This window comes from Celerinatantimonas diazotrophica (assembly GCF_004339545.1).
In the GTDB taxonomy this organism is placed as follows: Bacteria; Pseudomonadota; Gammaproteobacteria; order Enterobacterales; family Celerinatantimonadaceae; genus Celerinatantimonas; species Celerinatantimonas diazotrophica.
Map to the genome: position 1 here is coordinate 188478 of NZ_SMGD01000013.1, position 13379 is coordinate 201856.

10 protein-coding genes, 1 tRNA gene, 1 pseudogene and 1 riboswitch are annotated in these 13379 nt (G+C 41.0%); of the genes and pseudogenes, 5 read left to right on the forward strand and 7 right to left on the reverse strand.

Annotation, left to right across the window (positions count from 1 at the left end; genetic code table 11):
• Positions 1-103: 103 nt before the first annotated feature.
• Entirely contained in the window at positions 104-520 is a 417-nt protein-coding gene (locus tag EV690_RS09995; RefSeq protein WP_131912868.1) for a MarR family winged helix-turn-helix transcriptional regulator, read from the reverse strand.
• Positions 521-1286: 766 nt separating this feature from the next.
• On the opposite strand from EV690_RS09995, the gene EV690_RS10000 reads away from it, so the two are divergent.
• Both EV690_RS10000 and EV690_RS10005 read left to right on the forward strand, forming a co-directional pair.
• The gene (locus EV690_RS10000; protein ID WP_131912869.1) at positions 1287-2012 is read left to right on the forward strand and encodes a GNAT family N-acetyltransferase; all 726 of its coding nucleotides are present in this window, start codon (positions 1287-1289) and stop codon (positions 2010-2012) included.
• Positions 2013-2307: 295 nt separating this feature from the next.
• Positions 2308-3033 (forward strand): GNAT family N-acetyltransferase, encoded by a 726-nt coding sequence (locus EV690_RS10005; protein ID WP_131912870.1) that lies wholly within the window; start codon positions 2308-2310, stop codon positions 3031-3033.
• A 302-nt stretch (positions 3034-3335) separates the two neighbouring features.
• On the opposite strand, the gene EV690_RS10010 is transcribed toward EV690_RS10005, so the two are convergent.
• Entirely contained in the window at positions 3336-3854 is a 519-nt protein-coding gene (locus EV690_RS10010; RefSeq protein WP_131912871.1) for a cytochrome b/b6 domain-containing protein, read from the reverse strand.
• 404 nt (positions 3855-4258) lie between these two features.
• Here EV690_RS10010 and EV690_RS10015 point away from each other — a divergent pair, with 404 nt between their 5' ends.
• A complete protein-coding gene (locus tag EV690_RS10015) occupies positions 4259-5803 on the forward strand; it encodes an ArnT family glycosyltransferase (protein ID WP_165872722.1) in 1545 nt (514 codons plus the stop codon).
• Between the two features lie 280 nt (positions 5804-6083).
• Here EV690_RS10015 and EV690_RS10020 read toward each other — a convergent pair whose 3' ends face one another.
• Both EV690_RS10020 and ohrR read right to left on the reverse strand, forming a co-directional pair.
• Complete coding sequence (locus EV690_RS10020) at positions 6084-6629, reverse strand: glutathione peroxidase (protein WP_131912873.1); 546 nt, start codon at positions 6627-6629, stop codon at positions 6084-6086.
• Between the two features lie 184 nt (positions 6630-6813).
• Positions 6814-7248: a transcriptional regulator OhrR gene (ohrR, locus tag EV690_RS10025; protein WP_131912874.1), complete on the reverse strand. Its 435-nt coding sequence runs from the start codon at positions 7246-7248 to the stop codon at positions 6814-6816.
• A 229-nt stretch (positions 7249-7477) separates the two neighbouring features.
• Positions 7478-7549, forward strand: a riboswitch (Fluoride riboswitch).
• 27 nt (positions 7550-7576) lie between these two features.
• On the opposite strand from ohrR, the gene EV690_RS10030 reads away from it, so the two are divergent.
• On the forward strand, positions 7577-8536 hold the full coding sequence (locus tag EV690_RS10030; protein ID WP_131912875.1) for a manganese-dependent inorganic pyrophosphatase: 960 nt from the start codon (positions 7577-7579) through the stop codon (positions 8534-8536).
• Between the two features lie 554 nt (positions 8537-9090).
• A tRNA-Thr gene (locus EV690_RS10035) sits at positions 9091-9166 on the forward strand.
• A gap of 283 nt (positions 9167-9449) precedes the next feature.
• Here EV690_RS10035 and EV690_RS18620 read toward each other — a convergent pair.
• The 3 genes and pseudogenes from EV690_RS18620 to EV690_RS18440 all read right to left on the reverse strand — a co-directional run.
• Positions 9450-10763, reverse strand: a complete 1314-nt coding sequence (locus EV690_RS18620) for a methyl-accepting chemotaxis protein (protein ID WP_131912876.1) — start codon at positions 10761-10763, stop codon at positions 9450-9452.
• A gap of 537 nt (positions 10764-11300) precedes the next feature.
• Complete coding sequence (locus tag EV690_RS18435) at positions 11301-12419, reverse strand: sugar ABC transporter permease (protein ID WP_224055046.1); 1119 nt, start codon at positions 12417-12419, stop codon at positions 11301-11303.
• A 174-nt stretch (positions 12420-12593) separates the two neighbouring features.
• Positions 12594-13373, reverse strand: a pseudogene (locus EV690_RS18440) (ATP-binding cassette domain-containing protein); the annotation flags it as partial.
• Positions 13374-13379: the final 6 nt, after the last annotated feature.

Here is a 13379-nt window from a genome sequence, read left to right on the forward strand (position 1 = left end):
ATTACAAATGAAGAATTAACTCATTCAATGACCTCATCCTCATGAGGTCATTTTTTATGTGATAACAGTTCTAATTAACATCACACCTTTCATTTTACAGGCTTTAAAATTCACGGTTCATCTTTACAAAGCAATTTAACAACACCTCAATTTCATCTGGCTCAATCTCCCGCATCAGAGTTTTAAACAATTCCACATGCAATAAGTTATGTCGCCGATGAATCGCTATTCCCGCATCGGTTAACTGAACGACAATCGCGCGTCGATCATTTGGCAATGCACATCGCTCTAGCAAATGAGCATTCACTAATTTTTCAACCTGAACGGTTAATGTTCCAGTGGTAATTCCAAGCTTCTCGGCCAATTCTTTCATCTTTAGCGAACCATGCATACCAAGCACTTCTATTGTATGTATTTGCGCCAATGAGTGACCTGTCTCTTTGACAACTGACTGTTCCCATGATGACATTTTGTCGTAGAATTCAGTGATAACCTGATTAATTTTCTCAATATTATTCATAATGGACTTCAAATGTGAGATGGCGAATCCCATCAAAATTAGATAATAACTGTTCATATTTCTGAACAGATTTTTTTACTAGCTAATAATAATTTTATCGCTACACTGCATGCTCAGAACTAGTCTTCCAGATACGCAAATCTCACACCTGTAGATAGGGTGAAAAAAGAAATAGCTCGTCGCCGATGCTCTTGGCTAATCTTCTCCCCCAACACAATAGGGCTAATTTGTTTCATTAAGCCCAAAGTCCAATTGCAGATCAACACGGTACCAACACCTGCCATCAACGCATCCAACCATAATATTTACCAAAAATAAGCGCAATAATAATAGCCAAAGTGACGGTGAGAATGATGATCGGGTGACAAAAAATCACTCAAGGCATTAACCACCAACCCGGCTACCATGACAAATCACAAAAAATAGCTATTATTTTTAGTAAGTTAAACGTTATTTTTGAAGTAAACCTAACTTAGATTAATTCAGTAATGAAAAACTGAAGAACACAATCTTTCGACAAACCCAACCATTTTGCTCTCCTAGATGAGAGCTCCATGGTGAAGCGAAGACCATCTGCCTGACTTCAGGCATACAATATAAATGCTACTTAATACAACAGTTTTCGGTGGGTAGGAATCTCTACCACACAGTTGAAATACCAAATGGCACCCACTGTTGTACTTAACTCATTTATTATACGATGATAATCCAAATTGGATGTGATATTTGCTTTCTGTTTAACGTACCTTTAACTTGGATAAAACCCATGCCAGTCCAAAATCAGTATGGCCAACCTATTGGTGAACCATTAACGCATTGGTCAGCTCGCCCACAACCGCAGAGCATTGTTTTGCAGGGGGAGCATTGCCGATTAGAACCATTAAATGCTCAAAAACACGCTCAAGATTTGTTTGATGCGTACGCAAGCGCTGCAGATGACCGTGATTGGACCTATATGTTTACCGGTCCATTTCATAAAATGCACGAGTTAACTGAACACCTACAAAAAGCTGAATCGTGTTTAGATCCAAAACGCTACATCGTAATTGATAATCTATCAAACCAGGCCGTTGGCTCATTAGCGCTGATGCGTATTGATTCAGCAAATGGCGTCATTGAAGTGGGGGATGTCGCTTTTTCACCACTATTACAAAAAACAATTGCCGCAACTGAGGCGCAGTTCCTGCTGATGCGGTATGTCTTTGAGCAGCTCAACTATCGCCGCTATGAGTGGAAATGTGACAGCCTTAACGAGCCATCTAAAGCAGCTGCTTTACGGCTTGGCTTTAGCTTCGAAGGCATCTTTCGCCAAGCCGTCGTCTACAATGGCCGCAGTAGAGATACATCTTGGTATGCGATGATTGATAAAGACTGGCCCATCATACGTGATGCTTTGATAAATTGGCTAAACCCCAAAAATTTTAATCACCAGGGCCAACAAAAAAGATCGTTATCCTGCATGCGATTGATGCCCCCATCAAATCCATCTTAAACATGCGAGTACAATTCGTTAAATCGGTGCTTATGGGGGCCCGCCATGATTGTTCACTGGTGACCATTGTTCAGACAGGCAAAGAACCATCGGGGCTCCCAGTTGACACAAACGCCATCAAAGCCCCTCCTGCGTTGCTATTTTCGGTGGGTCGAGATTAAAAAACCGCTACCCCACAGTTGAAATACCAAATGGCACCCACTGTTGTACTTAACTCATTTATTATGCAATAATAATCCAAATTGGATGTGATATTTGCTTTCTGTTTAACGTACCTTTCACTTGGATAAACCCCATGCCAGTCCAAAATCAGTATGGCCAACCTATTGGTGAATCATTAACACATTGGTCAGCTCGCCCACAACCACAGAGCATTGTTTTGCAGGGAGAACATTGCCGATTAGAACCATTGAATGCTCAAAAACACGCTCAAGACCTGTTTGATGCGTACGCAAGCGCTGCAGATGACCGTGATTGGACCTACATGCTTATTGGTCCATTTCATACAATAGAAGAGCTCACTGAACACTTACAACAGGTTGAATCGTGTTTAGATCCCAAACACTATGTTATCGTCGATTCTCAATCGAATAACGCAGTTGGTTTAATAGCACTCAAGAGTATTGATTCAGCCAATGGCGTCATTGAAGTGGGGAATGTCGCTTTTTCACCACTATTACAAAAAACAATTGCCGCAACTGAGGCGCAGTTCCTGCTGATGCGGTATGTCTTTGAGCAGCTCAACTACCGCCGCTATGAGTGGAAATGTGACAGCTTCAACGAAGCTTCTAAAAAAGCTGCATTACGACTTGGTTTTAGCTTCGAAGGCCTTTTCCGACAAGCCATTGTATACAATGGCCGCAGTAGAGATACATCGTGGTATGCGATGATTGATAAAGACTGGCCCATCATACGTGATGCTTTCATTAAATGGCTAAGCCCCAAAAATTTTAATCATCAGGGCCAACAAAAAAGATCGTTATCTTGCATGCGATTGATGCCCCGATCAAATCCATCTTAAACATGCGAGTACAATTCGTTAAATCGGTGCTTATTGGGGATTAATAGGCCATCATGACTGTTTACTGGTGACCATTATTCAGACAGGCAAAAAACCATCGGGGCTCCCAATTGACACAAACGCCATCAAAGCCCCCTCCTGCGTTGCTATTTATCACTCTGATAACTGTCGGCTCACAAAACGCCTTAGCTTATAAAGCATTCCTTTTTACTTTGTATAAACAGCACTAAGTCGATGCCAGGCAAGCTAAAACCGCACCAGCTCAGCCCCACAACAAAGTAAAAAGTAAACGGGTGAATCACTTATTTCTTTTTACTTTGTCCGGGCAACATTTCTTTAACATATGAACGTCCAGTGATTTTACTCATCACCACAACAGCACAGATATGAATACAAACACAACCAAAAGTAATGTTAACTGCTGTGACGTGAATTAATTTAAGCAGATGATGAGAACCAAACAAGTGTGCTTCTAACAAATATCCAGAAGCCCCAGTGATTAACAACCCGCACCACATACACCAGATCATAATAGCCCCGGCAGGATTATGCCCTTGATGCTCATCAGAGCGTGTAGACGCGACTTCTAAAACATGCTCAATTGCTTTGGGAATCGAAGGTAAAAATGAAGATAACCGAGCCGGTGGCTTAGCAATACATCCCCATAACAATCGCACGATCACAACGCCCACAACCGTATAGCCAATCCATTGATGGATCACGCTTCCAGCTTGGGTGATAAAATAATTGGTTAAAAAAAGTAACGCAACAATCCAATGTGTTAACTTCACAACATTATCCCATCGAGTAACTTTATTCATAAGGCTCTCTTCATTAAATTTAGATGATCAAACTCTGTATATTGAGTTACATAAGGTGCTCTATATCCAGCGACTAAAGGTATAATCGAAACCTTAAGAAATCTTTAATTTTTTACTATCTTTTATTAAATTTTTGTAAATTTAGCCATTTTATCCACCCGCTAAGCAAAAAACAGAGGTGAAAATAGATCCACGAGAGCGTAATAAAATATTTTTATTTTAGATGATTCTCTTAAGAAAAACTTCAGGTAGTGCCTTTAACATCCATCAAATCTTCATATAAGAAACTTAAAATACGCCTAAATAATCACCCTATTCTGATAAAAATGACAACTAACGATATTTAAAAGACTATGAGATACCAACCAAATTCATTATTTATTGCAATTTCCCTATCTATTATTGTGACAATTATATCAGTTGTCTGGGTTCCTTTATTTCCAATTGATCAAACTCGATACATTTCAGTAGCCTGGGAAATGTATCTAAACCACAATTATTTAGTCCCTCATTTAAATGGCTCTGCTTATCCAGACAAACCACCAATGTTATTTTGGTTAATTAATCTAATCTGGAGTTTTTTTGGTCATTCCAATATTTTGACACGAATGATAATCCCCTTTTTCTCACTATTAAATTTAGGAGTAGTCTGTTTACTTCATAGAGAAATCTACCCCAGCAAGAACATTTTGACACCGCTTATTTTGTTTTCTTTTGCCGGCTGGCTCACCTATAGCAGCTTAACGATGTTTGATCTGCTACTTACACTATTTATTCAGTTAGCCATGTGGATGAGCTTTCAATATTTTGCAACGCATAAAAAACGCTGGACAATACTCACGGGGATCTGTATCGGACTAGCTCTTTTAACCAAAGGGCCAGTCGCCTGGGTATTTATGATCGGTTTCTTTATCTGTTTGAAGCTATTCAAGCTCAAAGAAGAAAAAACCGCCAATGCAATTCGCTTTTTCCTCATCACAATTCTCATAAGTATTGGCATTATTTTACTCTGGGCAATTCCTGCCGCAATCGTTGGGGGCGAACACTATGCTGATGCGATATTCTGGAAACAAAGTGCTGGACGGATTGCCCACTCGTTCGCACATCAACGGCCTTTTTACTGGTACCTACTCGTGCTACCAGGGCTGTTATTTCCCTTTGTATTTTTTAAGTCCTTCTGGCTGAATAAGCCCTGGAAAATAAAACACCCCAGCGATCTATTTTGTCTAACCCTAATTGGTATCACTGTTTTTGTCTTTAGTTGCTTCAGTGGTAAACAGATCCATTATTTATTTCCAATTTTTCCAATAATCGCAATTTGGCTTAGTGAACAGCTTGAGGCACCTAAACAAGCCATTGAACCTATTACTATCATAACATTTGCGATTACAATCATAGCTATTCTAACTAGCTTTCTCTGGGGAGGATACCTATTACCACAAATTAAATTTAGCATTGGGAATAACTTGTTAATAGTTATTGTACTATCGTTATTACTTTGGCTATTTATTTTTAATAAACAACCTTTATATACTTACAAGCTTAATTTAGTTTCACTGCCTATATGTTTCGCTGGTGCATTAATTGCGTTCTCACCGATCCTTTATAAATTTTATGATGTGACACCAGAAGCAAAAATAATAGCTAAACTACAAAGTAGACAAAAAACTATTAGTTATGTCGGAAAATATCCAGATACGTTTGCTTTTTTAGGCCGCTTAAAAAAACCGATTGTGGTCAAAAATAACAGTAAAAAAACACTGAACCACTATTTACAGTCAAACCCAGGGTACACCGTTTGGATCAGTAATGATGATGTTCCCCATCTTAAAGAGCAGGCTACATATGCCTCACGTTATAGAGGAAAATGGCTTTATATTCTACAGAATCAATTACTTTATAAGTATCTGAAACAACAAGATCATGGCCATCATAAGGAGCTATCCTAAACCACTGCTTAAGGGGCACTGTATAAGATCTCTATTGTGGAAGATAAGTGCCCCGTCTTAATATATATAAAATACTCTGATAACAAGGTAACCAGCTCAGTCAGTCACTGATAATGATTCAATCAGATTTAAATACAACTTGGGTCATTTTATCGTAGTGATAAGCAATTTCGAGGCAATTGGTTTAGACAGATACATCACGCTATTATATGGAACAACAGCTCAACCGAACGAGAGTGCCCTTTCAAAATACTCGAAGAGACACTCGTCTAACCGGCTGTTATTTTGCGAGAGCGTCATCTAAAGCTCGAGTCAAAATCGGATGATCGGGGGTCATATCTGGCGCAAAATGACCAATGACTTTGCCATCTTTGCTCACTAGGAATTTTTCAAAGTTCCACAGAATATTACCTTCTTTAACTTCAAAACCATAACCTTGCAACAAATCAACAAATTCACTATCAAGTGAAGTTGTGCGCTCTGGCATAGCTGAATATAAAGCTTGATACAGTGGATGACGCCCGTCTCCATTGACTTCTAGCTTACTGAACATTGGGAAACTCACACCATAATTCTTCGTACAAAATGATTGAATTTCTGAATCTTGTCCTGGCTCCTGAGCACCAAATTGGTTACATGGGAAACCTAAAATCACTAAACCTTCGTCTTTACGGGCTTGGTAAAGCTTTTCCAACGCTTCATATTGGGGGGTCAAACCGCATTCAGATGCAGTATTTACAATTAAAAGAGTTTTACCTTGGTATTCAGAAAGTTTTAATGATTTGCCATCAATTGTGACAACATCAATATCATAAATTGAGCTCATAGCGAGTTCCCCATACCTTTATCATCAAAATATGGTGATTAAACAAACAACCACCAACAAAATATTGCACTATTTAATTGTACACAATCATAAAGTAACTTTTTTTAAGGAAAAAATCTAGCTGGTAATTTTCATCACCAAAATAAACAAGGATTCTTTCTCTATAAAGTATTCGGGGAAATTCTTACGCTAACGTTTTAGTTACTTTCTCACACAGACCTTTCAGCATCATTAACTCTTCGGCAGGCAAGTTCATTTTGCAAAACATCGCATCCGGAATAGATAACGCTTTTTGTTTGACAGCCATACCTTGTTCTGTCAAAAAAAGCTCCTTAACACGTTCGTCCCTCTGGCTGACTCGGCGTTGAACTAGCTTTTTCCCTTCCAAACGTTTTAATAATGGCGTTAAGGTTCCTGAATCAAGGTGCAGCTTTTCTCCGAGTGTTTTAACATTAATACCATTAGATTGCCAAAGCACCATCATTACCAGGTACTGCAGATAGGTTAAATCTAACTCAATAAGCAAAGGACGATAAGCTCTAACAATGGCGTTTGCTGCACTGTACAGTGCAAAACAGACCTGGTTATCGAGCAGCAACCCCTCATCATCTTCCGCCATATTTACCGCTTCTTTGGAAGGCTCTTTACACGGGTTCATTCACCATACCTCAAGTTCAAAACACAATCGTCTGTCTATCAGAATTGTAAGGTGATATAGCATATCGAACAATTATATTGCACACAATAAAATTGCAACACCTGATTAAAGGTATCAGCATGTTTAATCCTTTAAATCGCTAACACAACGAGCATGAACATTGATTTAATAGTCACTTTTTACTATTATTAAAACTCAGGGTGATGGTGTTCCACCTTTTTCTAACCGTCGTTTTACAACGAATAATGACACCTGATTTTATCTTTAGGCAGAGCTATCAGGTATCTTTATGCAACAAAATAATCGCGCTTCCTCAACCCCTTTGGTCAATCCTAACGAACCACTTATTCATGTTTTTGGCCATAGAAATCCAGACAGTGACAGTATATGTAGTTCTCTTGTAGTGGCCGACTGGCTCAATCAGCAAGGCCAACGAGCACAAGCTTTTCGCCAAGGCGAACTCAACTTTGAAACTCGCTATATTATTAAAGCTGCGGGAGCTCAGCAGCCACCACTGATTCAATCCCCGTTAAACAACCAAAAAGTCTGGCTCGTTGATTTTACAGATGCCGAACAAGGCCCAAAAACACTACTAGAAAGTGACATTGTTGGAGTGATTGATCATCACCGATTAGGGACCATCGTCACTAAAAATCCGCCGAACGTCTGGATCCGTCCAGTTGGGTGTAGTGCGACCATTGTCTGGCAAATCATGACTCATGAAAGTGCGATGCAGTTAACTCGCACCCAAGCAACGTTATTGCTCGGGGCCATATTATCCGATACGGTAGCCCTATCTGGCCCGACAACAACGGAGTTGGATAAAAAAGCAGTGGCTGATTTAACGAAAACCTCTGAGCAGGATTACCAAAAATTTGTAACCGAGTTACTCAAAGCAAAAACAAATATTGCCGGACAAAGTGCCAAAACACTATTACAGCGTGATGCTAAGAATTATCAAATTGCAGACAAAGCTATTTTATTAGCCCAACTTGAAGTTCAAGATTTAGCAGATGTTCAGGCACTATTACCTGAACTCTTAGCACAAATGAAACAAGAGCGACTGACCAACAAATTAGATATGGTTGGATTAATACTCACTGATATTTGCGAGCACAACTCAGTTTTATATTTCTGTGATTCACAAAAAGCCAGTTCGGAACCGATTTCTTTACCTGGTGTTACCAGCCGTAAAAAAGAAGTGCTCCCTTGGCTGACTGATAGACTAAAAACGATGACCCTTGGATAGCTTATCTACCGGCCACATCCGCTAAGAGCCGATATAGCCCTAGTTTAAAAGACTAGCGGCTTTTGTCAGTAGCTAAAAAGCCATACAAACAATGCCTAAAGAAATAGCGCTTGCTCTTCGCATGAAATGTTTCGCCATATTTGACTTGGCCATTGAAAACAGACATTGTGCTATTGATGGAAGGCATCTTATAAATGTCAGTCCCCTCGCCCGTTGCACCCCATTGACTCGCAACGATTCAAACGTAAGTAAGGTGAGTAAGGTAACTAAAGCCTTGCCAAAGATTTAAGCCAGATCAATATCCACTCGGCAACTGACAATTTCCCCCTTTCATCTATTGACCTTCACGATCGTAAGGTCTATGATTCTCCACGTTTTTTATATCTGATTGAACAAAACCTTGCTCATAAGATTCGGGACGGTTGCCCCCTTTTGTTCGTCATATACTTAAAGGAATATCGGTTCCTTATGGATAGGGAATGGTGGTTGAATGAATTCAGCGATTTATCATCCCCAACCTCAATAATACATATTCCTTAAAAACATCTAAGAGTGCCGATTTAGCTCAGTCGGTAGAGCAACGCATTCGTAATGCGTAGGTCATCAGTTCGATTCTGATAATCGGCACCATTTTTCACAGATTTTAAGCGCTCTTTATGTTATTTCTGAATCTTTTTTCGTGAAATTTCATCGTTATTTGTATGTCACTTTCCTACTCTTAAAAGAACCGACGAATAAGGTCCTCAAAGCTCATAGAGCCCTAGCTGCGATCTAGCATTGAGCTGTTTGATACACGATGGAAAGAGTTCATAATCGATTTAAACGCTATCACTGCGAATTGTCCCAATGGCGGCTCCTCTAGGGGACATCTAAGTGGTTGATGCCCCCTCAAACCGAGTTATCACGACTCAAATCAAATATTACTATTATTATTTAGTTGTAAGTTTTCAACCGCACCAGAAACGTCATCTGCGCCTTTATGGATCTCATTCATAATTGCTGATACCTCAGCAATTTTGCTATTCGTATCAGAAGCCACAGAAGATACGCCTTGAATGGTTTCAACAATTTCATTCGTTAATTTCAGATTCTGTTGAACGACTTTGTTAATATTTCCCGTTGATGTCGACGTTCGTGTTGCAAGTTGTCTTACTTCATCCGCAACCACAGCAAACCCTCGGCCTTGCTCGCCAGCTCGAGCCGCTTCAATGGCAGCGTTCAGAGCTAACAGGTTCGTTTGTTCAGCAATACCACTAATCGTATTCACAATATTAGATACATCATCTGACAAAGTTACTAACTGATTCAGTTTTTCAATTGCTGAAATCACAGTATCATTCATGTAGTCCGCTAATTGGACACAACGTTGCAAGTTTTCATTACCTTGTTCAGCAACTTGGGCAGTTTCAACCGCAGTACTATACGCAATATGTGCCGCATCTTTGACTGTCTGTTCATGCTCCACATCTTCAGTGATATCAACCGCAAACTTCACTATGCGATAAACTTTACCATCAGCATTTACAATGGGGCAATAAGAAGCCTGAATCCATACCTCTTCGCCATACTTGGTTTTGCGCCGAAAACGCCCCGAATAAGCACGAGAATTCGATAACTGCTGCCAAAAATCAGGATGTTGTTGATAAAAGTCATCAAAACAAAATATGCGATGATGCTGCCCTACGACTTCTTCTGCCGTATATCCCAGAACATTTAAAAAATTATTATTGGCAAAAGTCACAGTGCCATCATTAGTAAACTCAATCATGGCATAGGTTTTGTTTAATGCGGTAAATACATCTGCCATTCGCTGGGATTCAATGTGTTGATTTGTCACATCGGATGCTATTTTAATGAATCCAGTTACTTTACCCTCTTCATATATCGGGAAATAGGTCGCTTCCAGAATAATCAACGACCCATCTTTTTTATAGCGATAAAACGTTCCGTCTTTTTTGATCCCATTGGCCAAATCCTTCCAATGTTGTCGATATGCAGCACTCTCAGCATCTTTCTTTGCACAAAATATACGGTGATGTTCCCCTTTTATTTCATCCAGGGTATATCCCATCGCCGACAAGAAGATATCATTGGCATCAACTATATAACCTTCAACATCAAACTCTATCATGGCAATGTATTTTCGGATTGAATCCACAATATGAGTATCACGATTGACAACCGCTGTGGCTGACTTGGCTTTACCTGAACGTCCGCTAAAAAACATGCAGCTTTTCTCCAATGAACAGAGTATTTCTTCTCATAATAGTTCAATGGTTAAAAAACCATGTTTTTTTTTAAGAAAAAAGTCAATATAAATGGCAAACAAGGGAATAGTTGTGAATAAAATACCAAACTAGCAGTAATATGCTCAGTTAGGTCGTTCTTAGAGACAATAAACAATTAAATTAAGGGCTGTTGAAATAACCGAACATAAATACCGAGTGTTCGGCTCAAAGAGATAACGGCTGAAGTAAATAATAACTGCAAATGGATACGACTAACCTAAAATCTCCCCCAATGTCGGTTCATTCCAATGAATCGCGTTGTTAAATTTGTTGTAATGAATGACCAGCTAAAAAAAGGTTCACGACAACCTCAGGGCGGCAATTCAAAATGCCAGTGCATAGGAATAGCCAAATTCATGAGTCACGCAAAATTTCGAAAAATAGGATGCAAACCAAATCATCCTATTCACACTAATAATAAAACTTACCTCGCGTGGATTTTGAAACAACGCCACACGAGGTAAGGTAAGTGACAACTAACGGGTCGTTTCACCACGCCGACGAACCACCACATCGACGGTAATCGCGGCAAGCAAGACAACGGCGGTTGCCATTAACTGCACTGCGGCAGGCAGCCCCAGCAGAGCCATACCATTGACAATTGCAGCGATCACCACACCACCAAGTACCGCATGTAATGGATGACCACGGCCACCAAACAAGCTAGTACCACCGATTACGGCTGTAGCGACCACATACAAGACAATGGTCCCGCCATCAAAACTGGTAGAGATGGAACGCAAGCGAGAAGCGTAAATAATCCCACCGATACCGGCTGTGACCGAAGCTAACGTAAAGGCTAGTAACCTAATCTTCGCCAAATTAATCCCGGCTCGGCGGGCTGCTTCAGCATTGCCTCCGATGGCATATAGATAACGTCCAAACCGCAATTTACCCAGTAATACAGCCCAAGCGCACAAAACCACAAAGACAATAGGGATAACCCACGGCATACCATTGATTGGAAAACGGACAATGCCACGATTAGCGTTAAAGATCAGCATTAAAACCAATCCAGCCAAGATAGCCGCAGCAATTTTAAGCCAAGATAGCCCAACTGGAGGAGCCACTAAGCCGCTAGCACGGCGCAATCCATCGCGGCGCAGGGTAAACACACTAAAGCCGAGGATAACTAAGATAGTAACAATCCACCCCACCGTTGGGGAGAGCGTACCATTAGCAAAATTATTGATGACATTACTATTAATTGGAATAGTTCCCCCCGTCCCCAATAACTGGATCATTAACCCTTGAAAGCCCAGTAATCCGGCAAGTGTCACGACAAATGACGGCAGTTTTAAGCGTGTGATTAAGAGGCCTTGGAACACCCCTAAAGCACCGCTGACACATAATGCCGCAATCACTGCCAGTGGCCAGCTCCACCCAAACGATGGCTGTACCAGTACAGTGGCAACTGTGGCACCAATCCCTGCCACAAACCCCAGTGATAAGTCAATCTCCCCTAAAATTAAGATGAATACTTCACCCATCCCAATCAGCATAAACACTGCACCTTGGACTAATAAATTCACTAAATTGCCTGAAGAGAGGAATTTATCATTTTGGGTTTGGAAGATTGCCGCAATCAGAATCATTCCCAGTAGCACAGGTAATACACCACTTTGCCCTGCGAGAATTTTCGCCCATACCGATTTAAGGTAACTGCCTAGGGTGCCCACTTCATTACTGACAACCACAGCGGAACCATGGTTCTGACTAGCTTGCTTTTTGGCATTTTCGACTGCAATCGAGGGGGCTGCAGGTGGCGCTTGATCAGTTGCCACAACATGATCACTTTTACCCGTAGTCATTAACTCCACGACGCGCTGCGTGTCAAAACTTTCAGTAGGCCCTTCACCTACCATTTTTCCCAAACGCAACACGGCAACCCGATCAGCGACCGCGAAAACATCATTGAGGTTATGTGAGATCATCAGAACGGCCAAGCCTTGATCAGCCAACCGCCGCACCAGTTCAAGAACTTGGCCTGTCTGTGCGACGCCCAATGCAGCAGTGGGTTCATCTAAGATTACTAATTTAGAGTTCCACATCACCGCTTTGGCGACCGCAATGGATTGACGTTGCCCACCAGAAAGCGAGGCTACTGGCTGACGAATGGAACGCAGTGTCGTTACCCGCAGACTCGATAGCGTCTCAGCAGCTTCACGTTCCATCGCATCTTCATTAAGTAGCTTCCCACTTAAGCGTTCACGACCCAAGAACATATTTTGCACAACATCTAAGTTGTCACAAAGCGCCAAATCTTGATAAACCACCTCAATGCCAAGTTGCGCAGAATCGCGTGGAGAGCGAATTCGCACATGTTCACCTTGCCATCGGATTTCACCGCCATCCGCTTCGTGAATACCTGCTATAGATTTCACTAACACCGATTTACCGGCACCGTTATCTCCCACTAGGGCAGTCACCTGCCCGAGTGGGACGTCAAGATCAACGCCACTTAATGCCTGTACTGCACCAAAGTGTTTTTCTAACCCTCTGATTTGCAATAACGCCGGCTCGCTTCGTTGTTGTGTTGTGTTTTGCATAAGATT